Origin of the sequence: Cryptobacterium curtum DSM 15641 (assembly GCF_000023845.1) — a bacterium.
In the GTDB taxonomy this organism is placed as follows: Bacteria; Actinomycetota; Coriobacteriia; order Coriobacteriales; family Eggerthellaceae; genus Cryptobacterium; species Cryptobacterium curtum.
Window position 1 is genome coordinate 1,260,244 of record NC_013170.1, and the last position, 24,360, is coordinate 1,284,603.

General features: G+C 51.9%; 22 protein-coding genes. 2 read left to right on the forward strand and 20 right to left on the reverse strand.

Going from position 1 to position 24,360, the window contains the following annotated elements; genetic code table 11:
• The first annotated feature begins 44 nt into the window (after positions 1–44).
• Positions 45–1,016 carry a magnesium transporter CorA family protein gene (locus CCUR_RS05480; protein WP_015778659.1) on the forward strand — a complete coding sequence of 324 codons (972 nt, stop codon included), beginning with the start codon at positions 45–47 and terminating at the stop codon, positions 1,014–1,016.
• Between the two features lie 28 nt (positions 1,017–1,044).
• Here CCUR_RS05480 and CCUR_RS07480 read toward each other — a convergent pair whose 3' ends face one another.
• The 11 genes from CCUR_RS07480 to CCUR_RS05540 form a co-directional block, all read right to left on the reverse strand.
• Positions 1,045–1,332, reverse strand: coding sequence for a cation-transporting P-type ATPase (locus tag CCUR_RS07480; RefSeq protein ID WP_174249821.1), 288 nt, complete (start codon positions 1,330–1,332; stop codon positions 1,045–1,047).
• A gap of 126 nt (positions 1,333–1,458) precedes the next feature.
• Positions 1,459–2,187, reverse strand: coding sequence for a 5'-methylthioadenosine/adenosylhomocysteine nucleosidase (locus CCUR_RS05490; protein ID WP_015778660.1), 729 nt, complete (start codon positions 2,185–2,187; stop codon positions 1,459–1,461).
• 12 nt (positions 2,188–2,199) lie between these two features.
• Positions 2,200–2,685, reverse strand: a complete 486-nt coding sequence (locus CCUR_RS05495; protein WP_015778661.1) for an S-ribosylhomocysteine lyase — start codon at positions 2,683–2,685, stop codon at positions 2,200–2,202.
• Between the two features lie 238 nt (positions 2,686–2,923).
• On the reverse strand, positions 2,924–4,846 hold the full coding sequence (locus CCUR_RS05500) for an MDR family MFS transporter (protein ID WP_015778662.1): 1,923 nt from the start codon (positions 4,844–4,846) through the stop codon (positions 2,924–2,926).
• 203 nt (positions 4,847–5,049) lie between these two features.
• A complete protein-coding gene (locus CCUR_RS05505) occupies positions 5,050–7,719 on the reverse strand; it encodes an acetyl-CoA carboxylase carboxyl transferase subunit (protein WP_015778663.1) in 2,670 nt (889 codons plus the stop codon).
• 120 nt (positions 7,720–7,839) lie between these two features.
• A complete protein-coding gene (gene fabZ / locus CCUR_RS05510; protein WP_015778664.1) occupies positions 7,840–8,280 on the reverse strand; it encodes a 3-hydroxyacyl-ACP dehydratase FabZ in 441 nt (146 codons plus the stop codon).
• Between the two features lie 8 nt (positions 8,281–8,288).
• Positions 8,289–9,560 carry a beta-ketoacyl-ACP synthase II gene (gene fabF, locus CCUR_RS05515; protein ID WP_015778665.1) on the reverse strand — a complete coding sequence of 424 codons (1,272 nt, stop codon included), beginning with the start codon at positions 9,558–9,560 and terminating at the stop codon, positions 8,289–8,291.
• Entirely contained in the window at positions 9,557–10,324 is a 768-nt protein-coding gene (gene fabG / locus CCUR_RS05520; RefSeq protein ID WP_015778666.1) for a 3-oxoacyl-[acyl-carrier-protein] reductase, read from the reverse strand. The genes fabF and fabG overlap by 4 nt, the downstream gene beginning before the upstream one ends.
• A 19-nt stretch (positions 10,325–10,343) precedes the next feature.
• A complete protein-coding gene (locus CCUR_RS05525) occupies positions 10,344–11,399 on the reverse strand; it encodes an ACP S-malonyltransferase (protein ID WP_143711818.1) in 1,056 nt (351 codons plus the stop codon).
• A gap of 55 nt (positions 11,400–11,454) precedes the next feature.
• A complete protein-coding gene (locus tag CCUR_RS05530; protein WP_015778668.1) occupies positions 11,455–12,426 on the reverse strand; it encodes a nitronate monooxygenase in 972 nt (323 codons plus the stop codon).
• A 239-nt stretch (positions 12,427–12,665) separates the two neighbouring features.
• Positions 12,666–13,151, reverse strand: coding sequence for a MarR family winged helix-turn-helix transcriptional regulator (locus CCUR_RS05540; protein ID WP_015778670.1), 486 nt, complete (start codon positions 13,149–13,151; stop codon positions 12,666–12,668).
• 157 nt (positions 13,152–13,308) lie between these two features.
• On the opposite strand from CCUR_RS05540, the gene CCUR_RS05545 reads away from it, so the two are divergent.
• Entirely contained in the window at positions 13,309–14,388 is a 1,080-nt protein-coding gene (locus tag CCUR_RS05545; protein ID WP_015778671.1) for a 3-oxoacyl-ACP synthase III family protein, read from the forward strand.
• Positions 14,389–14,459: 71 nt separating this feature from the next.
• Here the strand turns inward: CCUR_RS05545 and CCUR_RS05550 are convergent, their stop codons facing one another.
• The 9 genes from CCUR_RS05550 to CCUR_RS05590 form a co-directional block, all read right to left on the reverse strand.
• Entirely contained in the window at positions 14,460–15,437 is a 978-nt protein-coding gene (locus CCUR_RS05550; protein WP_015778672.1) for a DMT family transporter, read from the reverse strand.
• Between the two features lie 65 nt (positions 15,438–15,502).
• Positions 15,503–17,125, reverse strand: coding sequence for a sodium/pantothenate symporter (gene panF / locus CCUR_RS05555; RefSeq protein ID WP_015778673.1), 1,623 nt, complete (start codon positions 17,123–17,125; stop codon positions 15,503–15,505).
• The gene (locus tag CCUR_RS05560; RefSeq protein ID WP_015778674.1) at positions 17,118–17,441 is read right to left on the reverse strand and encodes a YhdT family protein; all 324 of its coding nucleotides are present in this window, start codon (positions 17,439–17,441) and stop codon (positions 17,118–17,120) included. The genes panF and CCUR_RS05560 overlap by 8 nt, the downstream gene beginning before the upstream one ends.
• Before the next feature lie 50 nt (positions 17,442–17,491).
• On the reverse strand, positions 17,492–20,269 hold the full coding sequence (locus CCUR_RS05565) for a heavy metal translocating P-type ATPase (protein ID WP_015778675.1): 2,778 nt from the start codon (positions 20,267–20,269) through the stop codon (positions 17,492–17,494).
• Between the two features lie 9 nt (positions 20,270–20,278).
• Positions 20,279–20,590 carry a metal-sensing transcriptional repressor gene (locus CCUR_RS05570; RefSeq protein ID WP_015778676.1) on the reverse strand — a complete coding sequence of 104 codons (312 nt, stop codon included), beginning with the start codon at positions 20,588–20,590 and terminating at the stop codon, positions 20,279–20,281.
• A gap of 270 nt (positions 20,591–20,860) precedes the next feature.
• Positions 20,861–21,733, reverse strand: coding sequence for a formate dehydrogenase accessory sulfurtransferase FdhD (fdhD, locus tag CCUR_RS05575; protein WP_015778677.1), 873 nt, complete (start codon positions 21,731–21,733; stop codon positions 20,861–20,863).
• A 95-nt stretch (positions 21,734–21,828) separates the two neighbouring features.
• Positions 21,829–22,746, reverse strand: coding sequence for a formate dehydrogenase accessory protein FdhE (locus CCUR_RS05580; protein ID WP_015778678.1), 918 nt, complete (start codon positions 22,744–22,746; stop codon positions 21,829–21,831).
• 2 nt (positions 22,747–22,748) lie between these two features.
• Positions 22,749–23,459, reverse strand: a complete 711-nt coding sequence (locus CCUR_RS05585; RefSeq protein WP_015778679.1) for a cytochrome b/b6 domain-containing protein — start codon at positions 23,457–23,459, stop codon at positions 22,749–22,751.
• Positions 23,459–24,358 carry a 4Fe-4S dicluster domain-containing protein gene (locus CCUR_RS05590; protein ID WP_015778680.1) on the reverse strand — a complete coding sequence of 300 codons (900 nt, stop codon included), beginning with the start codon at positions 24,356–24,358 and terminating at the stop codon, positions 23,459–23,461. The genes CCUR_RS05585 and CCUR_RS05590 overlap by 1 nt, the downstream gene beginning before the upstream one ends.
• Between the last annotated feature and the right edge of the window lie 2 nt (positions 24,359–24,360).

Consider the following 24,360-nt stretch of genomic DNA (forward strand, 5'->3'; position numbering starts at 1 on the left):
TTTTAAACATTGCGCTACAATAGCAAGGCTTGAAAGGGGGACCCATGATTGAATGCCTGAAAACTACTCTGGTAGGCACCGACTTGCTAACACAGCCCATAACTACTCCGGAGCCAGGCTGTTGGATTAACGTTGTCTCCCCCGATTCAAACGATCGCGACTGGTTGCTCAATCAGGTTGACATCGCCCCTGAATTTGTCCGATCTGCTTTCGACGATGAAGAGTCTTCGCATATCGACTACGATGACGATGCAAATCAGACGCTTATTATTGTCGACTGTCCGTTCGTAGAAGATGCTTCTGAAGCGGAAGACCCGGACATCGTGCAATATGATACACATCCGCTCTCGTTTATCTTTCTGCCCGAAAAAGATATGCTCGTTACTGTTAGTCTGCGCGAAAACGCAATTGTGTCGCAATTTGCGAGCGGACATGGAGTGCGAAGGATGAACACCAACCAGCGCACGCGGCTCTTCCTTCAGATATTCTTGCGTATCTCTCAACGCTACGTCATTTACCTGCGCAATATCGACCGTCAGTTCAACCGTATCGAAGCAAGTTTGCGCCGTGACCTACGCAACAGCGAACTCATTAAGATGCTTGGTTTCGAGAAGTCGCTCGTTTATTTTTCCACATCGCTTAAAGCCGATGAAGCAACACTCACTAAGGTCAGTAGCGGACGAGCAGTGCGACTTTACGAAGACGATCGCGATCTACTTGACGATGTTTTTATCGAACTGCGCCAGGCTATCGAGATGAGCGCTATCTACACGAACATTCTTGATGGCACCATGGATACGTTCGCCAGTGTTATTAGCAATAATCTCAACATCACCATGCGCACACTGACCATTATTACGTTGGTGCTCGCCATCCCAACGATGGTGTTTAGTTTCTATGGTATGAATGTAAGCGACCTGCCAGCTGCCGATACATTTGCATTCCCCATTATCTGCGCCCTTATCGGTTGCGGTATAGCAGCTATCTTTTTCTGGCGAAGCCGTCTCTTTAAATAGCTACTCTCAATAGTTTCATCAGATAGCATTAAATAGCGCTTAAGCGCTCTTCGGAAGTCACCACAGGTGCAGATGCTTGCCGTAAGAGGCGCTTCTTCATTGTCCATGTTAGTAAAAACGACAAATTAACAATAACAAACACGCTACCGCAGTTGTGTACCAACGCCCCTGTTACGGGGTCAAGCACTGCCGTAATAGCCAATATAATGGCAACAAAATTGAGAAGCATTGAAAAGGTCAGATTTGCTTTGATAACACGCATCATGTGACGTGAAAGCGCCGTGAGGTGAACAAGGCCATCAATACGATCCTCCATGATTGCAATATCAGCCTGAACAGATAGCTCATTGATATCTTGCGCTATTTGATGCTTCAACAACAGCTATCAAATAAAAGCGGTGTCGATCTTCAATGAAGGGGCAAAGTATAAGGAAGGCTCTAGCTACTGATAGTCATGCAGCGGCATATCCGCCAGAAAACGCTCGACGATAAGGGCACTTCGATGCGCTGCCTTTTCTTCAAAGACCGGATACGCCTCAGCATCGCTTCCATCAGCTTTATCTGATATAGCCCGAATAATGCTAAAGGGAATCCCATTTGCATGGCATGCTTGTGCAATGGCTGCGCCTTCCATTTCACAACAACACGCACCAAATGCATGCGCGATATAGTGCTTATCGTCGTCGGAACAGATAAACCTATCCCCTGTCGCAATGCGCCCTCGTTGTATCGAAATTTCAGGCACTGCCGCGCGGGCAGCGGCTGCTACCGCATCGCTAAGTTCCCCATCAACTGGAAAGATGGCACTTGGCAAACCAGGAACCTGTCCCGGTGCATAGCCGAGTTTTGTCACATCCATATCGTGCTGTACACAATCAAGAGCCACAACCACATCGCCAATATCGAGCGTCGCATCAAGCGAGCCCGCCGCACCAGTGTTGATAATATGGGTTACCTCGAAATGGTCGACCAATACCTGCGTACACAACGCCGCGTTTACCTTGCCGACACCACATCGCACCACAACACATGGAACGCCCGCGATAATTCCCTGGCAGTATGGTGCTCCAGCAACAAACACCGTTTCGCGGTTGTCCATATGCTCTTGTAAAAGGGTAACTTCGACATCCATAGCACCAATGATGCCAACAATAACAGGACAATCCTTCATGCGCGCCTGCCTTTACACTGGATAGGATAGGTGGTCTGCATCAATACCCTCAAGGGTGCTATCAAGAAACCGCTGTGCCCACCATTGTGCTTGAGGTAAGTCGCTGTCATGGTAATTGCCGCATTCTTCAGGGCGTGCACCAGGCACTTCGCCATTAAAGTCACGCACAAACACACAGAAACGCTTTAGCAATCCAACGATTTCACGTGAGGAAACCGTACCGAATACCAGGAGATAGAACCCTGTGCGACAACCCATAGGCCCAAAGTAGACTATTCGGCTTCCCCATTCGGCATCATTGCGCATGAATGTTGCCCCCAGATGCTCGAGGCAATGCACAGCAGCAGTATCCATCACGGGCTCTCGGTTTGGTGCTGTCATGCGAATATCGAACGTCGTTACAACTGCACCAGTTTCTACATCAACGTCTTCGCGTGAAACATATACACCTGGTTCGAGTGTAAGATGGTCGACAGTAAAGCTTGCAATCTTATCCATAAAATAACTCCCCTTGCGTAGAGTTCCGTTCCTGATGACAAGACCCCTTGTGTGGACTTCTATCCCTGATAGTAAAATCCCTTGTATGGGCTTCCGCTCGTAGCAGCAAATCGTAATAACAAGAAGACAGTATACCTTGATGCCCAAACGCAACAATGAGGATAGATACGTTTAACCACGAACGCAGCCTGACCGCAAAGTATAGCCCCGCTGCTCAAATACAACAGCGGAGGTAGAGCTATTCGGCGGTATCCAAAACCTCTTCTATACGTGCAAGCGCATTGATGATATTACGACGCGACAAACATCCAACTAGTTTGCCATCGCGTGTAACCGGAACCTTTTTAATGCGCTTTGTGGAAAGTGCCTTGAATACATCTTCAGGATCGCCATCTGAATCCACCGTCACCACATTCTTCGTGGCAATACGCATGACATCAAGGCTAACGAGTTCTTTCATTCGATCAAGAAACCCATCCGATTCCATCATCGTAAAGTAGTTAGTACCGTCGGTGTAGCATGCATCTTGTTTTATTAAATACTTGAGTACATCGCCATCGGACAAAAAGCCAACAACTCGCTTATCGTCATCTACAATCGGTACCCCATTCGTGTCGTTAGCACGCATGGCATCAATTGCCTCGCGCACGCTGCTCCCCACGGTTACATATGGTGACTGCGCATTCATCACATCAGAAACCAACCAGGGGCGCTCAAGGCCAGGGATCAAATCAGCTTGTCCAACAGTGTCAACTGGCTGCGATACAGCACTTGTATCTTCGCCGGGACGGTCACGCACAAACAGCAGGATACCTACCGACACAATAAGCAGCAGCACGCACATGCCAATAAAGGCGATATGCACCCCCACAAATGTTGTCGTAGTTTCATCGACCCCCTGCGGCGCAAACACGCTCGAAAGGGCTGTCAAACTCACAATAAAGGCAGTACCAAACGAAGCGCCCACCTGATTCATAGTGGACGAAAGAGCATTGCCATGCTGTACCACACTATTGTCGAGTGAATTGATGCCCCACGTATTGAGCGGTGTAATAAGAAACTGGATACCAATAGACATAGCGGTATACACCACGGTGACTATCAGGATCGGCATGCTCATCGAGAACATTGTCAAGCCGATTGCAGCAGCGGTTAAAAACAGAGCGCCAAATACCGCTAGTCCGCGCACGCCGCGCTTATCGAAAAGTCGACCAGCTGCCAATCCACAAACAGCACCAAGCAGCGCACCAGGCAGCATAAGCAAACCGGAAACAGTCGCAGTTTCACCCATAACCTGCTGCACGTAAAGCGGCAAGACCACTTCAGATCCAACTAGAGCCGCCTCAAGTATGGCAATAAGAATAACAACCGTGCGAAAACGCCGTTCTTTCAGTACCTGGATGCGCAGTAGAGGTACCTCGAGCTTTGTCTGTCGGCGCGCAAATACCGCCAAAAGCACGATGCCTACCGCAATTAAAGCAGCGGGAATCATCCATGTATCTGCCGAAGTGGAAAGCGAAATACCCGTCAGCAGACTGAGCATGCCCACAAGCAAGAGAACAACCGAAGGTTTGTCAAACGGAACACGTTCAAAGTTGGTAGGAATGTGCAGAGAAAACGATGCAAATAGAACAACAATGGCACCAAGCACGGCCACGATCACAAACAACATCCGCCAGCCAACAGAGTCAACAAGCAAACCAGAAAGCGACGGCCCAATTGCTGGCGCAAAGCTGATGATAAGGCCGATAACTCCCATAGCTGCTCCGCGGTTTTCGCGCGGAAATACTAACAGCACCAGCGTAAACGACATCGGCATAATAATGCCGGTTGCCATAGCCATCATGACACGCGCTAAAAGAATCACCCAGAAGTTTGGTGCCACCGCTGCCACTACAGCCGCAACCGAGAACCACGCAATGCCAGCCATAAACAGCCGACGAGAAGAAAAACGCCCAATAAAAAAGGCATTCAGCGGAATAACGACCGCTTCCACCAGGGCATAACCACTCGTTAACCACTGAACCGTTGTGGCATCAACGCCGGTATCGCGCATGATGTGAGGCAGAGCCGGCGAAAGCATCGTCATGTTGAGCACAACCAAAAGCGCTCCCGAAAGGATGACTGCCACCATCATTTTCTGTTGCCGCGTTAAATCCATACAAATATCCGCCCTTTCAGAGCTTGTTGCAGACGCTTCTGCGTTTCGTCGTTCTATTGTTCTTTGGTATAGCGAGAAGATAACCCGCACATGAACTCAGAGGACACTGTAACGCAATCCAGTTGCCGCCGCGAATATTGCATATCCTAGCGTTATGGTTTCGTCATATTAATGCGTGCTGAGTGCCAAGCAATGCGTGCATTTTAGTACTGAGCGAAACGCTCGTGACGTTGACGAACGAGGTCTTCGGCCGACACGTTGCGCAAAGCAGCAAGGCTGCGCGTTAAGAAAGCGCGCAAATTATCAGCCGCCTGCTCAGGATTCTCGTGAGCTGGGCCACTTCCCTCTGAAACTACTTCATCAGCCACGTGCATTTCGTACACCTGATTAGCATTCATGCGCATAACTTCAGCTGCTTCAGGCGCTCGCGAGCGGTCTTTCCACAGAATGGAAGCAAACCCTTCAGGCGAAAGTACCGAATACACGGCGTGCTCTTGCATTCCCACCTTATTAGCTACTGCCAGAGCAAGTGCACCACCCGATCCACCTTCACCGCAAAGCACCGATACAACCGGAACGCGCAGGCCAGCCATAGCTACAAGGTTATCCGCGATAGCATTACCCTGACCGCGTTCTTCTGAATCGGCCCCACAAAATGCCCCTTGCGTATCCACAAGACACACGATGGGCCGATTGAACTTTTCAGCTTGACGCATCAGCCGCAAACTCTTGCGATATCCTTCTGGCTGCGGGCAACCAAAATTGCGCCGAATACGCTCTTTCAGGTCGGCGCCCTTTTCTTGGGCAATCACGGTAACCGCTTGATTACCAAGCCAGCCCACCCCAGCGATGATGGCACCATCGTCAGCAAATGAACGGTCGCCATGCAATTCGATAAAGCCGTCGAATATCTGGTTAATATAATAGCTTGAACAGGGACGATGCACATTACGAGCCAGCTGTACACTCTGCCACGCATTTCCTGAACCTGAGCTAAGCGCATCATTTGCTGCTGGCTTTGCCTCTGCAACATCTGCCTGATGAGAACTTTCGCTTGCTGCAGCATCTGAGCTGATGCTCTCGGCCTCATCAACAGTTGACTGCATGGCTAACGAAGAACCGTCTTCAGTTTCATATGATCCTTGTTCGAGCGTTTGTCGCAAGGTACGAACAGGATCGGTATGCGCCTGAACAACCTGTTTGACCATACCAATAAGCGACGAAAGCGCCCCCTCTTCATCCGGTTGAGCGTCGGTGAGAGGCAAGCGGCCGTACGTCACATGGTTGTAGGTATTGTGCCCCGAAGTAAGCGCACGGCAAACAGCTTGGTAGTTAACAATCGTTTCTGTACTGCCTTCACGCACTGGACGCGATTGTGTTGCAAGATGCACCGCAAGCAAATGAGCAAGAGTCGCACGCAGTTCATCGCGTGCAATAATGGCATCAACCAATCCATGTTCTAGGGCAAATTCAGCTGTTTGAAACCCTTCGGGAAGCTCTTGGCGAATGGTGTCGCGAATAACACGCTTACCAGCAAACCCCAACAACGCACGTGGCTCGATCAAGATAATATCGGCCTGCGTAGCAAATGAAGCCGTTACTCCCCCAGTGGTCGGATCGGTGACCACCGAAATATAAGGCAAGCCGGCCTGTGCATGACGCTCAACAGCACATGACACCTTTGCCATCTGCATAAGCGAGATAAGTCCTTCTTGCATACGAGCGCCACCCGAAGCGGTAAAAACAACCACCGGCAGCCCTGCTTCAGTTGCACGATCAAAGAGACGGGCAACTTTTTCACCAACCACCGAGCCCATCGAGCCCATGAAGAACCCGGCCTCCATAACACCAATGGCTAAAGAAATCCCTGCAATAGCACCACGGCCAGTACGCACTGCTTCCTGAAGACCGGTCTTTTCTCGCTGTGTTGTTAACTTCTCTTCGTAACCGGGAAAATCAAGCGGATCTGTCTCCGGCAAGCAGGCATCCCATTCGATAAAAGTGCCCATATCAAGCAGGTCGTTAATACGCTCGTCAGACGACATACGAAAATATCCGCCACAAGCCGGACAGGTGTAATGACGCTTTGCCACGCCTTTTTTATCGAACGTCAGACCACAGTGTCGACACGTGACCCATTCGTCTGCTTCTGAAAGCTGTCGGGTGGTACTACAGCGCTGCCACCCCAAAAGAGGATGCTCAGAATCAATAGCTCTATAAACCGCAATGCCCCTGTTTTGTGCGCGAGCAAGAAAGGAATCGACTGATGAAAGCGCACTTGATACTCCATCAAGCAAAATAACCTGCACTGAAGCCTCTTCAGCGGCCGCAAGCACCGCATGCGCGTTTGAAAACAATGCATCGCCATAATGTTCGCCCAAACGCACCGTCTGACCAGGAATGCGAGAAAATGGAACGGGTTTACGATCGTCAGTAAACGGTGTTACCGGCGTCATGCCGGCTTCACAAACAGCAGTTGCCAGCGTGCGTAGATTCTTCCCTTGCGACATAACGAGTGCGCGGACAAGCGCAGTCCTGTCGTCATGAGGTCGCGCGGACGAAGGAACGGCCGTATATTCTTCGAGCGCTGCCGCACTTGTTGCATTCGGTGCAGCAGAGCTGTCTGTTCCCGAAAGAACCTTCTGCAGTGCTTCTTCAGCGATGCGCTCAAGTCGATAGGAAACGGCACTCGTTGTATCTGTTGAAGTGGTAGTTTCATCTGCTATCTGATCAGATGATGTCGCTTGAATCCCTTTGGCATCGCGTGTTTCATCGCTGCCGTATGTGTAATATTCCTTCTCCACGACAATGCCGCCTTTCTGAGGTCCTGTTAAGGCCTTTCGTGAACCTTTATCAGCCGCGCGCACCCGCATCTACCCAGGCTGGGCTACTGAATTGGACTGCCAAAACCGAAGCACTCTCTCAAACGCAGTGGGTTTAACGCTCTTTCAGAATGTTCGGTTACCAACCAAGCTGAAACACTCTCTCAAACGCTATTTAGCTAACACGTACTTCTGTGTAGCGGTGGCGCAAACGGCATCGCCCACCTTTGCCGTCACCTCGGCCACGCACAACCGCGTCGACGATTTGACGATAGTCGCTTCGAGGCGCACGGTATCACCAGGCGACACCTGATGACGGAATCGCGCCTTATCAATGCCGGTTAAAAAGCCAAGATGGCCTTCTTCACCCCGGTCGACAAGCAGACAGAAGGAAGCCGCCTGCGCGAGCGCTTCCATTAAGATAACGCCGGGCAACACCGGATGCCCTGGGAAATGCCCTTTGAACACTGGTAAGTTTGGGTCGACATCAAGTTCAGCAACAACGCGTGACCCCGGATCGCACGAAATAACGCGTGTGACCCAGACAAACGGGTCACGATGAGGCAACACTGCTTCGACAACTTCTCTGCCACAGGGATAGGTGAATTCCACGCTTCCTCCTAACGAACAGGCGCAATAGCCAGCGCTGCATTGTGGCCGCCAAAACCAAGATTTGTGGATAAGGCGACCTTTTGAGGATAGTTTGTCAGCGCTTCGGTCAGCACCCGCACAGGGCAATCCTCTGCCGGCTCGGCAAAGCCCGTTGTCGGCGGAACGGTGTCACGCATCACCGATAAGGCGCATACGATGGCCTCCGCTGCGCCCGCTGCACCAAGCATATGCCCGGTAGTTCCCTTTATAGATACGACCGGAATTTCAGCGGCATCCCCATCCGCTAGCGCGTGCAGCGCAGCAGATTCCGTTGCATCGTTCGCTTGCGTGCCGGTGCCATGAGCATTGAGGTGGCCCAAATCTGAAGGGTTAAATCCGCCTTCGGCGAGTGCGTCTGCCATAGCCCGACAAATACCTTCAGCTGATGGATCAGGTGCTGTCATGTGATAGGCATCGCCCGTCGACCCAAAACCTGTTATTTCAGCCAGTATCTGAGCCCCCCGCGCCATGGCATGTTCGAACGACTCAAGTACGAGAGCGCCGGCTCCTTCGCCAGCGACGAATCCACCGCGACGCGCGTCGAACGGCAACGAAGCGGCGGTAGGATCGTCCGATTTGGAAAGCGCACCTAAGTTACTAAAGCCAGCAATGCAAATAGGGTTAATTGATTCTTCGGTACCACCAGCTAAGGCCACATCAGCATACCCGTGACGAATACTGCGCACAGCCGAACCAATGCAGTGAGTGCCCGTTGCACAGGCCGTAGCGATATCGAGACACTCCCCCTTCATGCCATAGCGGATCGCGAGATTACCCGCTGCAATATTGCCAATCATGGTGGGAATGAAAAGAGGACTTACGCGCTTGGGACCCTTATCGTGCAAGGTGTCAAAGCCGTTTTTTAGCTCGTCGATACCACCGATACCAGTGCCAAAGACAACCGCAACACGCGCGGGATCTTCGTCTGCCATAGACAGACCAGCCTGCGCAATTGCCTCGTCTGATGCGACAAAGGCGTATTGCACAAAGCGACCGAGACGACGCGACTCTTTCTTGGTTAAGCCATGCTCGAGCGCATCGAAATTCTTTATTTCGCCAGCGATGTGTACATCGAACTCTGCCGTATCAAATCGTTCAATCGGCGCGATACAGCAGCGCTTCCCCACAACAGCGTCCCAGAGAACTTCGATACCAATACCAGCGGGCGTAATCGCACCCATACCGGTAATTGCCACCCGATGTGCGCCATCAGCGCGGCGTGTATTCAGCTGTTCACTCATAAGGAAATACCTCCATCTACGCAGATAACCTGCCCGGTGATATACGAAGCTTCGTCACTTGCGAGGAAACGAGCAAGATTTGCAACGTCATCAGGCAAACCCAAACGACCCGCACCAATACGTTCGGCAATTGAAGTACGCTGAGCTTCGGAAAGTGCAGCGGTCATATCGGTTTCAATGAAGCCCGGCGCAATAGCGTTCACCGTAACACCCCGGCTTGCAAGTTCGCGCGAAAGAGCCAGTGTCAGGCCAATCACCCCCGCTTTTGAGGCAGCGTAATTCGCCTGCCCCGCATTACCATGCACGCCTACCACACTACTCATGTTGATAATACGGCCATGTCGTTGCTTCATAAATGGCTTTGCTACTGCTTTGCAGCAGTTAAACGTGCCTTTTAGATTCACGTTAATGACAGCGTCGAAGTCGGCTTCTTTCATGCGCATAATCAGGCCATCGCGCGTGATGCCCGCATTGTTTACCAGTATGTCGACGCGGCCAAATGCAGATATGGCTCCATCGATCAGGCGCTTTGCTTCATCTTCACGCGACACATCAGCTGCAATAGCAATTGCTTGCACGCCATAGTCATGCGCAAGATTATCTGCCGTCTGCTGCGCAGCGGGAAGTCCCCCTTCATGCGAGCAGTTGACGATGATATTGCAACCATCTTGCGCCAGGCGTTCGGCAATGGCTTTTCCAATACCCCGACTCGAACCGGTCACCACGGCACAGCGTTCGAGTTCGGATGAATTGATATCCTGCATGCTCTTCCTTTCTGTAAAGCTAAAGGGCATTAAGATCAGCTCCAGCATACGCCTCAACGCATTGCATAAAGCTCTCTTCATCTTGCACGCACAGCCGTGTCGCTTCTTTATCGATACGCCGCACAAGACCACTCAACACGCCACCAAAACCAACTTCGACAAACGTACGTGCTCCCAGCGATTCAAGGTATGCAACGCTCTTCTCAAACAGCACCGGATGCGTTAGGTGATCTGCCAAATGTGCCCGAGCGGCAGACGCAGAAAGTGGCCGCGCGTCGGTATTGCAGATAAGAGGAATTCGTGCCTCGGCAAAGGTAACGTTAGACAAGAATGAATCGAACTCATAGGCGGCAGGCTGCATCAAGGGACTGTGGAATGCACCCGCTGTGGCAAGACGAGAAAAACGTTTGCCTTGCGCAGCCCAGGCTTCCTCGGCGCGCGACACCGCGTCAACTTCTCCTGAAATAACAATTTGACCAGGACAGTTGAAGTTCGCCGGCACCAATACCTGACCTTGTGCACACCCGTTACATACCGCACGTACACTGTCGTGGTCGGCCTTCAAGAGCGCACTCATAGCACCAGGGCGCTCAGCTGCAACGCGTGCCATTATCGCCGCGCGCTCGCGCACGATACGAAAAGCCTCCGTATCGGACACCATGCCTGATAAGGCAAGAGCACTCATCTGACCGAGCGAAAACCCCAGTATTGCGGCAGGCTGCACCCCAGCGGATATAAGCGCGCGACCAAGCGCAATTGACAAGGTGGTAATAGCTGCCTGCGCATTGCGGGTATCGTTAAGAACCTCCGCAGGAGCATCTGATACCAGTTGCTTCATATCACAGCCAAATACATCCGACGCACATTCAAAGGTTTCAGCGACGGCGGGAATCTGCAGCGCACTGATACCCATGCCAGGTTGTTGCGAACCCTGCCCTGAGCACAGAAAAACCGGCGCCGTCGCTGCAATGGATGCAAGGGGCATAGCGGCAGAAGGCAAAGTTGTAGAAGACGAGGTCGTTATAGGCGTAGTTGTAGAAGTAGGTATAGCTGGAGAAGACGCTTCAGTGGACATATACGTTCCTTTTGATCATGCAAGCTTCTTTATGGCTCAGTGTCGTACTGAAAGACTACTGAAGAAGGCGCCCTCGGTGAGCATTAAGCTCTGCAAGGCCCGCAAGCGGAGTGGCCGCCAGCGCTTCGGCTTCGGCAAGCATGGACGTAATAACAGCATGTGCTGTCAAGCGTTCACTCACCAAACCGGCAACTTGACCAGCCATAATGGAACCTTCTTCCACATCACCCGAAACAGCGCGGCGCAGACTGCCCACATACATATGCTCAAGTTCATCACCAGCAGAGGGAGTTGCCTCAAGCTTGCGCACCTGTCGTGCAAAACGATTCTTCAAACACCGTACGGGATGCCCCGTTCCACGCCCGGTGACACAGGTGTCAGAATCTTTTGCACCGAGGATTTTTTCCTTATAGGCATCAGCCACCGTACATTCGTCGACCGTCAGAAAACGCGTACCACATTGCACAGCTTCGGCACCCAAGGCGAAAGCTGCAAGCATGCCACGCCCGTCAGCGATGCCACCAGCACCGATCACAGGAATAGAAACTTCTTGGCAGACTGCCGGAATCAACGCCATCGTGGTTAGCTCGCCGACATGGCCACCCGATTCCGTGCCTTCCGCTACCACCGCATCGGCTCCCAAGCGCTCCATGCGTCGGGCCAATGCTGTAGAAGCCACAACGGGAATCACCTTGATGCCCGCTTCTTTCCACATTTCCATGTAGTTTGCCGGGCTGCCCGCCCCCGTTGTAACAACGTCAATGTGCAAATCGCACAACAGACGCGCCAAATCGGCAGCATTTGGATCCATGAGCATCACATTTGCGCCAATTGGTTTAGACGTGATGGCACGGGCGCGCATTACCTGTTCTTCAACCCAATCAAGCGGCGCGCCACCGCATGCAATAATGCCCAGGCCACCTGCTTCGCTGACCGCACCAGCAAGACTGGCATCAGCAATGCGTGCCATAGCTCCTTGGATGATGGGGGCTTCAATACCCAAAAGCTCGGTTACCCTCGTTTCCACGGCAGTTCCTTCCCTGTGAGCCCGTTCATCTTTTCGATGTGCCTGGCCATCTTCTTGGTATGCGTGATGCAGCAGGCAAAATTACTTACTCTTACAAATTGTTTGATATTCAAACTTTTAGTGATGATAGGGTTCGGCCCGCCCTCTTGCAACCCTCTCCACGAGAACGCGATGGCCCAAACAGACGGCGTACAGGGAGTACCAGCACCTATCAAACCAGCAAGGTAGTACGCGTGCATTTATGCGCGTTCCTCAAAAAATGCTTTGACTTTCATAAGCGCTACAGCAAGCACGCGTTCTTCACCTTCGGAAAGTTCGGACAATGCCGCATCCACCATTTTTTCGTGAAAGATTCGATGCACCCGGTAGACCTTCCGTCCAGCACAGGTAAGCGATAAAAGTACCTTGCGGCGGTCTTCGTCGGAGCGTGTACGCCGAACAAAACCTAGTCGCTCTAACTTATTTACTGCCGTCGTAAGCGTTGCCATGGTTACCCCAAGCCGCGTTGCAGCAACATTCATAGGATTTTGTTCGTGCAGGCCAATTGCCACAATAGTATGTACATCGGTAATAGTAAGTCCGCGCGTAAACTTGTTATCAAGCGACTGCTCTTCGATACGTAGAATTGACTGAAAAGTCCCACTTAACAGATCATCAAGATCAAGACCCTGATCAATCAAGGGCGCATGGGGCACAGTAGGCACAGCATCATTACCAGTTGGCATGGACGCGCTCCTTTCGGCATCATAAGGGGTATCATGGAAGTCGGATGTGTTCGCTCGGCAAGACCGAGCTGGATATATTCCCTTTGATAGTCTAACGAATTATAGACGACATGTTCATTGCCGTCATCCTGCATACGGATCGTTAAAGGAGAAGCATATGGGTTGCACTGTCATCGGTTCGGGTCGGGCTGTGCCTGCCCTTCGGGTAACCAATGATGATATGTCGCATATTGTGGATACCGATGACGAATGGATATCCCAACGCACGGGCATTAAGTCGCGCCGCATTGCTCTTTCGGAAACAGCAACCGATCTTGGAGAAGCGGCTGCGCGCAGAGCGATGGGTGAAGGCAACAGCAATGGAAATGGCAGTAGCGACAGTAGCGGCTGGACCTTGCAGCACACAGATCCGCGCACGATCGACCTTATCATCTGCATGACCATCACTCCTGATACCACCATTCCTAGCCAAGCTGCTCTTCTGAAAGAACGCTTGGGCGCCATGCACGCTATTGCTTTTGACTTAAATGCTGCCTGTTCAGGCTGTACATACGGCATTACCGTTGCCCAAAGCATGATGCTGGCATCAACGATTACCCCCGGCACGTCAAATCCTATCCGGCGCGCGCTTGTTATTGGCGTTGAACGCCTTTCGCGCATCGTCAACTGGACCGACCGTTCAACGTGTGTGCTCTTTGGCGATGGCGCAGGGGCCGTTATGTTGGAATGGAACGAACAGAAACGCGGCGTGCGCAGTTCGTTTTTGAAAAATACCGACGATGTCGATCGCACCCTCAACCGTGCAAGCATGTTTGATCTTTCAACGTTCCCCTTTGGTACAGGCCCTGCAGTTGATCCCCCTTTAAACACAAGTACCTCACAGCACAACCCGTTCATTACGATGGAGGGGCAAAAGGTATTCAAGTTTGCCACTGCCGCCATTATCGAAGCGATTGAAGCAGTGCTTGAGCGCGCGGGGGTTTCCCTCGACGAAGTAAGCTGTATCGTCCCTCATCAGGCTAATGAGCGCATCATTCGCTATGCCGCTCGCAAGCTCAACGTAGCTGAGGACCTCTTCCAAATCTCAATCGCCGAAACCGCCAACACGAGTGCAGCGAGCGCTCTTATGGCTTTGGCGGATGCGTACCAAGCGGGGCGTATTCATACGGGCGATACCGTAATCATGGTTGGCTTTGGCGGCGGGCTTACTTCGGGCGCCGTTTTGTTCGAAGCGTAAGAGCAAACCTATAATAAATGTCGGTAGAAAACAGCTGGTAAATCGTATAAACGACCACTGTCTAAGCTGTATTAGCCCTGCGCGGCGGCGGTTTTCATCCCCCGTTGAATCGTTACCAAGAAAATAGTAATAACCATCAGCACCAGACCCACCCAATCAGCGCCCGTAAAGGCGGTACCAAGCCAGAGTGCTGAAAACAGCGTCGCGGAAACCGGCTCGATCGCACCAAGTAAGCCACCGCGCATGCTGCCAACTACCGAAACGCCATGTAGGTACAAACCAAATGCGGCAAACATTCCAATAACCACGATGACCACCAGCATGCCAATGCCATTTGCATCGAGCACCGGCATAAGAGCCCCTAAGGCCATATCCCCCGTTTGCGGGCCAATACCCAACATGGCGAGCACAATCGACACGACCCAAACAGCCATGGCAGCAAAACCACCAAACAGCATACCGAGACCAGTAATAGGCAAACTCCCCCACTGCGCAAAAAGCTTGCGCGGCTGCATAACATAGAGCGCGAGAGAAGCCGCATTCATCATGCCCCAAAACAGCCCTTCCGCTGGAAGATTGAGCGTGCCAAAATCACCCTTAGTAGCAATCAACATGACGGCAGCAAAAGCGCATATCACACCAAGAAATTCCCCCGCATAGGGCAGACGACGTGCCGTGAAGCAGGTAACGAGCATGATAAGGATAAGGCCAACATTTGCGAGCACCGTAGCGGTACCAGCATTCGTATACCCAATAGCAATAACATAGGTTATCTGATCGAGATACAAGCCGATGCATCCAAATACCAGCAGCGAGCCCACCGTGCGCTTATCGGACAGAATACGTCTGATTGCGCCGCGCTGGGTAATCATGGTATAGCCGATAAAAAGTACGCTTGCGCCCAGCATACGAACCATCGTGATAAAAATCGACGATATCTCGTATGACGAAAGTAGAAATTCGGCACATGAACCTGAAAAGCCCCAGAGTGTTGCACCTAATAGGGCTGCTATAACGCCCTGCGCAAATCGTTGCGGCTTTTCCTGCATTGCTGTTCCTCCAACTGAACGCCGTACGACATGTAGACACATGCTGCGTGTAATGCGTCGCTAGATTATCGCAGAACCGCCGGCTTATCGGGGAAAAAGATCTCCTGCACAGAATCGGGCACCTGGGTTGGCTTTGTACCGGATGCTTGAGCAGATGCTGTATCGGATCTCTTATCGGGGATTTTGCGAGGCACTGTATGGGAAGTCGTACGCTGAAGAGTATTTTCATGCGCGCGAGCACGCGAAGAAGTCAGCAGAGAAACCCCTACCATCAGCACAAACGCTACGGAAAGCCCAATAACAATCTGATGTAAACCAGCTACTTTAAACCCAGCAGCCATGCAGACGCAGTAAGCGAGCGTTCCACCTATCATCGAAGCAAGAGCCCCTTGCTTGGTAGCCCGTCGCCAAAACAGCGCCCCTAAAAGCACCCAGCAGAACGCCGTTTCGAGACCGCCAAATGCGAACATATTGATCTTCCAGATTACATCGGGCGGAACAATTGCCAGAACAAAAACTATTGCACCCAAAGCCAGCGTGATGCACTGGCTTGCCCGTGCAAGTGTTGTATCAGGAATCGATCGGCCCATCTGTTGGGCGCGATGCATCCATAAATCTTTAATGAAGGCAGAAGAAGAAGCAATGAGCAGCGAAGAAACGGTTGATATGGAAGCGGCAATCGGGCCAACAATGGCAATACCCGCCAGCCACGTCGGAAGACAGCGAATAATCGTCTGTGGAATAATGTTATCCACGCTGCCACCATACTCGGCCAAATCACCTGTTAATACGCCAGCCGACAGGGTACCTAATGCTGTTACCCCAATCATCATAGCGCCGATAATAACTGTGCCCGATGTCATCGCGTGACGTAGTGCCCGCGTATCTTTGTAGCCCATGCACCGCACCACCGATTGCGGCAAACAAAACGTAAATATGCCCACAAGCAGCCACTGCGTAAAATATAGAGAAAGTGGCATTTTGCCGTCGGCAAAGGGTTTCATCATTTCAGGATGGTTCGCCTGAATAGTATCCATAATAGCGGTATAGCCACCGCCAGCCGTCAGTATTCCCGCAGCAAGAACCACGATTCCTACGAGCATCGCAATGCCGCACAGTGCATCGGTAAACGCCACACCGCGAAACCCCCCAATGGTGGTGAAGACAACAACAGCGCCCCCAAAAATCAAAAGGCCCGCGACATAGGAATAGCCCGTTACTGCCGAAAATAGCTTTGCCCCACCAACGAACTGAGCCACCATCGTCGCTGAAAAAAATACAACGATGATAAGTGCCGAAAGATTCGCAAGCAGATTAGAGTGATAGCGCGCACGGATAACATCAACAACGGTAACCGCTCCTAATTTGCGTGAAACAAGCGCCATCTTCTTACCCATAATGCCATAGAGCAAAAACAGTGCGGTCACCTGCACAGCTGCCATATAGACCCAACCGAGTCCGACATTCCACGCCTGCCCGGGGCCGCCGACAAATGAACTAACCGACCCGTATGTGGCAATCGTCGTCATCGCCAAAACAAACGGACCAAGGCTTCGACTACCAATAAAATATTCGGCGATAAACCCGCCCGAAGAAGCACGCTCGCCACGACGACGTGCCACAACGGCAATTGCCAGAGCGATTGCCAGAAATACAATAACGGGAAGCAGACTAGCAAGACTATTCATGACCGATCTGCTTCCCACTGTCCGCAGCAGTTGTATCGCTGCTTATCTGATCATCCGCTTCCTCGTCAAAGGAAAAGTCAACGAAAACACGCCGCGAAAGAAACACCGATACCGCAATGGCGCAGATCCAGGTTCCAAGAGTGCCACCAATAACCCAAAGAGGCGTGTGGAACACTTCAATACCGGTACCTGCCAAGCCAAACCCATCAGCAATCCAAACAGCAATAGTTACCACTAGGGCTGCTACAGTTGCTTTTGCTTCGCGATTCGCCTGCTGCATCTTCTGCCTGTACGTCAGGCGGTCTGGCGAGTCCATGGTGCTCCTTTACGGCAAACAAAATAGATTTGTAGTCGTGAGGTAGTGTACTACGCAACCACCGAAGCTTCGTATCCCGCGTCAACAACCGCATCAACAAGTGCGGCATCGGGTACCTCTTGAGCAAGATCAACCACTGCATTTTTGTCGGCAAGGCTTACCTTTACCGAACTGACTCCTTCAATGCCTTCAAGCGCTTTCGTTACATGAGCAACACAGTGCTCGCACATCATGCCGTCTACTGCAAGGGTCTTCTTCATAGTTGGTTCCTTTCTATCTACTTCGTTTTCAGGATTGTTTTGAGTTGTCTGTCCTTCACCATTCGATTGGCTCACGCTATCTGATGTGCTATCACCAGACTGACCAGTGCTTTTTGACTTATCGTCATCTGGCTGACTGTTATTCTTCGATCGGTTATCGCCCTCCAGTTTGATGTTGCTGTTTACCTTAATGTCATCACCCAACTGGTCGCTGTTCCGTTGTCCGGCGCTCAATTGACCAGCGTCCACTGAAACTGAGGCAGCCTCAAGCGATGGCTTCCACCCGCGCAGGCGCAGAGCGTTTGTTACCACGCAGATACTCGAGAAGCTCATACACGCAGCTGCGATCATAGGGTTAAGCGCAATGCCCCACGCAGACAGCGCACCTGCTGCTATGGGAATACAGATTGCATTGTAGATAAGTGCCCAGAATAGGTTCTGCTTAATATTGCGCATTGTCGCACGAGAAAGTTCCAGCGACGTTGCCACATCTTCAAGATCGCTGCGCATCAGCACGATATCAGCGGCGTCGATGGCAACATCAGTCCCCGCCCCAATAGCAATACCAACATCAGCACGGGCAAGAGCAGGGGCATCATTGATGCCATCCCCCACCATAGCCGTCTTACCTTCAGCGCAGAACGCACGAACGCGTTCTTCCTTGCCTTCGGGCAGCACACTGGCAATGGCCTCATCGGTGCCGACTTCGCGTTGTATCACCGCGGCAGTACGCGCATCATCACCGGTAAGCATGACCGTTTTAACGCCCATAGCACGCAGGCGTTCGATGGCGTGCTTGCTTGTCGGCTTAACCACATCGGCACAAGCAACTATCAGTTCAGCTTTACCGTCGCGAGCCACAATCAGCGGCGTTTTACCTTCTTCGGCAAGGCGCTTTGTTTCAGTGGCAAATGCATCGACCGTTACGCCAGTTTCACGCAACAGGCGTTCGTTACCGGCAACGCAGAAAGAGCCGTCAACTATACCCTTTACGCCACGACCTGCCACCGTTGTAAAGTCTTCCACTGGCTGCGCTTCGACACCCCTTTCAGTGGCATAGTCAACAAAGGCACGTGCCAGCGGATGTTCGCTGCGCTCCTCAAGCGAAAGGGCAGCCTGCACTACGCGCGTTTGGTCGGCAGTCAGTTGGTTTGTTTCTACGGCAGTCCAGCCATCATGTTCGTACACAAGAGCATCAGTCACACGCGGTGCACCTTCGGTGATGGTACCGGTCTTATCAAGCACGACAATACGTGTGTCGTGCGCATTTTCCAGCGCTTCGGCACTCTTGATGAGCACTCCCTGCTGTGCACCACGACCCGTACCCACCATAATGGCTGTTGGTGTAGCAAGACCCAAAGCACATGGGCACGAGATGACGAGCACCGAGATAGCATGCGATACGGCTGCAGAAAAATCACCAATCACTAGCCAGATAGCAAATACCACGATGGCCACACCGATAACAGCCGGCACGAATATACCTGCAATCTGGTCAGCTTTACGTTCGATAGGGGCTTTGGTACTTGTTGCTTCATCCACAAGCTTTACGATGTGCGCCAGCGCCGTATCGGCACCAACTGCCGTTGCGCGCATGGTGAACCAGCCACTGCGATTCACCGTCGCGCCAGTTACGGTATCGCCTGCTTCCTTTTCTACGGGCAAGCTTTCCCCTGTGATAACCGATTCATCGACCGCAGCAGTGCCTTCCACCACCACGCCATCACAGGGAACAGCCGCACCAGCACGTACTGCCAGTATGTCGCCTACAACAACCTGCTCAATCAGAATTTCCTCTTCTTGGCCATCGCGCACACGAAGAGCCGTTGCCGGTGCCAAGTCAAGTAACCCGTTAATCGCGTCGGTGGTACGACCTTTTGCTCGCGCCTCAAAAAACTTACCGAGCGTGATCAGCGTGAGAATCATCACGGCTGATTCAAAATATAAATCCATGCCCGCCGTATGCGCAGCCTGCACATCACCCACGCCCAGTGCCGCGCTCATGCGATACATCGCTGCAATACCGTAAATAATTGATGCCGTCGAACCAAGCGCAATAAGCGAATCCATATTTGGCGCACGATGTATAAGAGTTTTAAAGCCCACACGGAAGAATTTGAAGTTAACAAACACCACCGGAATAGTTAACAAAAGCTCGGTCAGCGCTAATGACATCATGCCTTCATGGCCAGCGAGTGCTGCAGGAATTGGCCAGCTAAACATATGTCCCATTGAAAGATAGAAGAGCGGCACCGTAAATAAAATAGAGACGATCAAGCGCATGCGCACGTGACGAGCTTCTTTTTGCGCTGCGTCAGAAGCGCTTCCGCGGGATGGTGCCGCTTCGGACGAAGCCTGACCGCGCACCGTGGCACCGTACCCTGCTTTTTCCACCGCTGCGCTGACGGCAGCAAGTGTTGCATCGTTGCCATCGTAGGTTACTTCCATACTGTTTTTCAGCAGGTTCACGACCGCTTCATCTACACCGGGCACTGCTTGTGTAGCTTTTGTCACCCGCGCCGAACAGGCGGCACATGTCATACCAGTGACATCGAATGTCTTCTTCATGATGGCCCCCTACTTTGCCACACGTTTGATGAGATCCATTGCTTCATCAACAATCTCGTCGTTGCCCGATCGGATCTCTTCAACAACGCAGGTCTCTAAATGATTCTGCAGCACAATACGCTCTATGCTTTGAATAGCACTACGCGTCGCAGACAACTGCACCAGGACATCGCCGCAGTAGCGGTTTTCTTCAATCATCGTTTTGATACCGCCCAACTGCCCGATGGCGCGGTTCAAACGACGTTGTAAGTCTTCTTGTAAGTCTTGACTGCGCGGCGTGTGCTTCTGCCGCGCACAATGCGGACACTCTCGTTCTGCCATAGGTATGCGCTTCCTTTAACTGATTTCAGCCAGTTGACTCGTTCTTGTTTTACAGCGGCTATTATATACCCCCTAGGGGTATAGTCAACTACGAGAGGAAATATGCAAACTGGCACATCAGTAGACCTCTCGCGCCGTATCACGTGACGTCTCAATTACTGCCTACCACCCTGAACGTTCAGCATCGAAGGTGAGTTGAACACCATTAAACAGCAGAGAAATTGTTAGTGAGCATGCCGATGGAACCGATGTCGCAAACCTGTGACAGCATCAAACAGCAGAAACTTTTACGAACGATTGAGCCACGCCCAACGGATCGCTAAATACCTTCAGAGAATCGGAATGGGCCGAACAAATAAGCGTTAAACGATACCGTCTAGCCATGTCAACTGTTAAATCGGTTGGCACTGCCTTAGAGATCAGCGTTGGGATGCCCGCACGAATAGCTTTTACCACCATATCGGTTGGAATACGTCCGCTGGTAAAAATAGTGCAATGCGCGAGGTCAACGCCATCACGCAAGGCGCAACCGACCACCTTATCGAATGCGTTATGGCGTCCTAAATCTTCGCAGCAATAGAGCACTTCTTCTCCGAGCGCCAAATAGCAGCTGTGCGCCCCAAACGTGCGCTTATGCATAGGTGTATCAGCTTCAAAGATATGCGCCATCTTAAACACCCAAGGAATGGACCATTTAATTGGCACCACTTCCTTGAGCTCTTCATTCTTTACCCAAGAATCATCGAGGGTACGATTAAAGGTGCAGCATGAAGGCACAACATCCACGTGAGACCGATGTGGGCGTGGTGTTTCACGGTCGTGCAAATACACCATGGCACGCGTGGCGTACTCACAGAGATAGACCTCATCCACTTCGTCGAGGCTATCGATCATTCCCTCGGTGAATAAGCGTCCAAGAACCAGTTCAATCACATGATCGGCTGAACACATCAGCGTCATGGTAAGCGTACCATTTACATACACGCGCACCGCGTTTTCCGTCTGCAGATAGTCTTCTTCCACAGATGCCGTACAGGCAGCTTCATCCGTGGCTTGACTAGCAGCAAGACCGGACGGATTCAGCCGAATGATGTCGTATACCTTCTCTTCCTCTATCGGTTGAGAGGCATCGAATACACGCATGACGTTCCTCTTCTCGAACTCTTTCACCTACCAGCTTAGCAATCTTTTTTCGAAAGACCAGACGGTGAAAGAAAGATGAAAAGAAAATTTAAGCGCTACACGTCATACGTTGGTGCGTTTTGAAAGCGCGGATCGTGAGCGATTTCATCCAAACGCGCCATGACAACATCTTCTACTTCCATGGCAAAGGGCTGTACTTTCATATCTTCGCGGAACACAACCCGCTGGTAGCCGCCACAATCGTCACATCGCTGCAGTCGATGTGCAGGATCACCTGCCACATTGAAGTAATGAAGATGACTCGTACTGCGCGTGCCGCAGTTCCCGCACCGAATACGATCGAAATTCCACTGGGTACCGCACATCGCGCAGTACTGCATGCGGCCGCGTCCGTCGCTTGCGGCCGACTCCCCTACCCACGAAGCCGTTGCGGGCGATCCGCAGACCGGGCAGTCAACGGATCGCTCGAACGAATGGTGATCGTCAGCATCTTGATAGGCAGCAACAGCCGCTTCAGCAGCGGGCTGCAAATGGGCACGCAGGGCAAACGCCGGCACCATCATCAGCACGTTAGCGGGCAGATCGGCAGAGACGTCAAAGCTATCGATGTGAGCAAGTGTCTCTTCGATAAACGAGGCAGGATCTGTGCCTGCGCGCACAAGGTCAACGCGCGCACAAAAAGCGTTCCAGTCAAATGCCTGTAAGGCACGAGTTGCCGCGTCATCAAGACCCGCATGATCCGCCATATAGCTGGCAATCTGTTGACACGTTTGTGCGAAGTCTGCAGCATCAAGCGCCACTGGCACCTGCGAGAAAACTCCTTCTGGTGCACGGTACAGCGCAACAATCTGCGCTGCCTCTGGCGCATGCCAGCCATTTTGAGCGGCTACAAAGTCGGCACGTTCTTGCTGAATATCCAAAAGCCCTTCAAAAAAGGCCAGCCGCGACGTTTCAGCAGGATCTGCCTCCTCTTGATACGCCGCAACAGCAGCATGCACCAGCTTGGAGTCCACCGTTACTTCTCCACTTCTTCGACGTTGCCTTCTTCAATTTCCTTACGAGCCCAAAAGCCCCAGTGATACAAAGCATTCGATTCGCTTACTTTTCCATCGCCCCACATAAGACGAATTGTCCCGCGGTAGGGTTGGAAGATGCCAGCACCCAGATAGATGTGGGCCACACCAAATACGATAAACATGATAAAGCAGATATCATGCACCATACGCATGATCATCTCGGCCGTACCGTTGGCATTAAACACACTCGTTCCCAACCACAAAACCAAGCCTGAAGCGGCAATGCAGATGCCCGATAGAATCATGGCGCCGTCAGCAATACGCTGTCCACTTTTTACTTCGTCTTGGTCGGGCATGTGAACCCGTTTTGGCCCAAGCATGTAAGGGACAAACTTCAGCATGAATTCGAAGTCTTCACGCGTCCATTTGGTGAAGTACTTTCCTAAGAATTCTTTGAAGCCCTTCGGTGCAAGAAAAGCACTCACAATGGGTGTCAAGATAAAGATGGCACCCACCACCCGGTGGCTAATACGCATCCCCTGAGCCACAGCAGGAAACGCTGCTGCCAACTGAGGAACGAACACAAACAGGCCAGAAATAACCAGCCAGATGCAGGAAACTGCCACGATATCGTGCGTAAGACGTGTCTGGAGCGAGTGGCGCGGTATGACGCGCTCAGGATAGTTCTTCTTTTCGGTCTTCTCGGCCATTATCGCTCACCTGCCTCTTTGTCGATATGCTTGATAACTTCATCGGTATCGACATCGATAACATCATGATCTACTTCATCGTAGTACATTCTGTCGCGCTTATAGCCCGTGCCCAACAAGAACGACAGGCCCAAGCCACCAACGATACCGGCAGCACCAAGAGCAGCCAGCGGTTTCATGTAACCTAAGGCTTCTGTTAAGCCATCGGGGGCAGCACCTTCAGGTAAGTTCTGATACATAGACAAGTCGTACTTGAGCACGTTGATGACATGCAGGCCACCACATTCGTCGGCGCCGTAGACACGCGCATCGCTAAACCCTTTTTCGTGGAGCACTTCAACGCGTTTGCGTGCTTTAGCAATCAATTCGTCGCGCGGACCCCACTCAAGGGCATTCGGCTGACAGGTAGAAACACACGCTGGTGCTCTGCCGTGACGCACGCGATCGATGCATCCGGTGCACTTATTGATCTTGATACCGCCACCTACAACGCCAATGCCAGTATGACGCGGGACATCAAAGGGGCATGCACTGCGGCAATACTGACACCCAATGCATTTATCCACATCGTAGATAACAAGCCCCGTACCGTCCGGGTCGTGATACAAACTGCCACTGGGGCAAACGTTAACGCAGGCTGCATCGGTGCAGTGCATGCACGAACGACGGCCAAAGGCCCAGTCGACACCATACGCGTTTTCGCGGGCGCGCTCTTCAAAGGTGATAATCAAGCGCGTATCAGGGTTGAGATCAGACGGATTTTGAAACGTACCTTTGAATTCCCCCGCGTTGAAATCAATGGGGGAAGGCAGTTCGTTCCACACTTTGCACGCAGCTTGGCACCCACGGCAAGCAGTACACTTCGATGCATCATAATAGATAGCCATTTCCTGTGACATAG

Bases quoted from the DNA above. Each gene is read 5' to 3' on its own strand.
- CCUR_RS05480 (WP_015778659.1), top strand. From the start codon at position 45: ATGATTGAATGCCTGAAAACTACTCTGGTAGGCACCGACTTGCTAACA.
- CCUR_RS07480 (WP_174249821.1), bottom strand. From the start codon at position 1,332: ATGGAGGATCGTATTGATGGCCTTGTTCACCTCACGGCGCTTTCACGT.
- CCUR_RS05490 (WP_015778660.1), bottom strand. From the start codon at position 2,187: ATGAAGGATTGTCCTGTTATTGTTGGCATCATTGGTGCTATGGATGTC.
- CCUR_RS05495 (WP_015778661.1), bottom strand. From the start codon at position 2,685: ATGGATAAGATTGCAAGCTTTACTGTCGACCATCTTACACTCGAACCA.
- CCUR_RS05500 (WP_015778662.1), bottom strand. From the start codon at position 4,846: ATGGATTTAACGCGGCAACAGAAAATGATGGTGGCAGTCATCCTTTCG.
- CCUR_RS05505 (WP_015778663.1), bottom strand. From the start codon at position 7,719: ATGCGGGTGCGCGCGGCTGATAAAGGTTCACGAAAGGCCTTAACAGGA.
- fabF (WP_015778665.1), bottom strand. From the start codon at position 9,560: ATGAGTGAACAGCTGAATACACGCCGCGCTGATGGCGCACATCGGGTG.
- fabG (WP_015778666.1), bottom strand. From the start codon at position 10,324: ATGCAGGATATCAATTCATCCGAACTCGAACGCTGTGCCGTGGTGACC.
- CCUR_RS05525 (WP_143711818.1), bottom strand. From the start codon at position 11,399: ATGTCCACTGAAGCGTCTTCTCCAGCTATACCTACTTCTACAACTACG.
- CCUR_RS05540 (WP_015778670.1), bottom strand. From the start codon at position 13,151: ATGCCAACTGGTAATGATGCTGTGCCTACTGTGCCCCATGCGCCCTTG.
- CCUR_RS05545 (WP_015778671.1), top strand. From the start codon at position 13,309: ATGGGTTGCACTGTCATCGGTTCGGGTCGGGCTGTGCCTGCCCTTCGG.
- CCUR_RS05550 (WP_015778672.1), bottom strand. From the start codon at position 15,437: ATGCAGGAAAAGCCGCAACGATTTGCGCAGGGCGTTATAGCAGCCCTA.
- panF (WP_015778673.1), bottom strand. From the start codon at position 17,125: ATGAATAGTCTTGCTAGTCTGCTTCCCGTTATTGTATTTCTGGCAATC.
- CCUR_RS05560 (WP_015778674.1), bottom strand. From the start codon at position 17,441: ATGGACTCGCCAGACCGCCTGACGTACAGGCAGAAGATGCAGCAGGCG.
- CCUR_RS05565 (WP_015778675.1), bottom strand. From the start codon at position 20,269: ATGAAGAAGACATTCGATGTCACTGGTATGACATGTGCCGCCTGTTCG.
- CCUR_RS05570 (WP_015778676.1), bottom strand. From the start codon at position 20,590: ATGGCAGAACGAGAGTGTCCGCATTGTGCGCGGCAGAAGCACACGCCG.
- fdhD (WP_015778677.1), bottom strand. From the start codon at position 21,733: ATGCGTGTATTCGATGCCTCTCAACCGATAGAGGAAGAGAAGGTATAC.
- CCUR_RS05585 (WP_015778679.1), bottom strand. From the start codon at position 23,459: ATGGCCGAGAAGACCGAAAAGAAGAACTATCCTGAGCGCGTCATACCG.
- CCUR_RS05590 (WP_015778680.1), bottom strand. From the start codon at position 24,358: ATGTCACAGGAAATGGCTATCTATTATGATGCATCGAAGTGTACTGCT.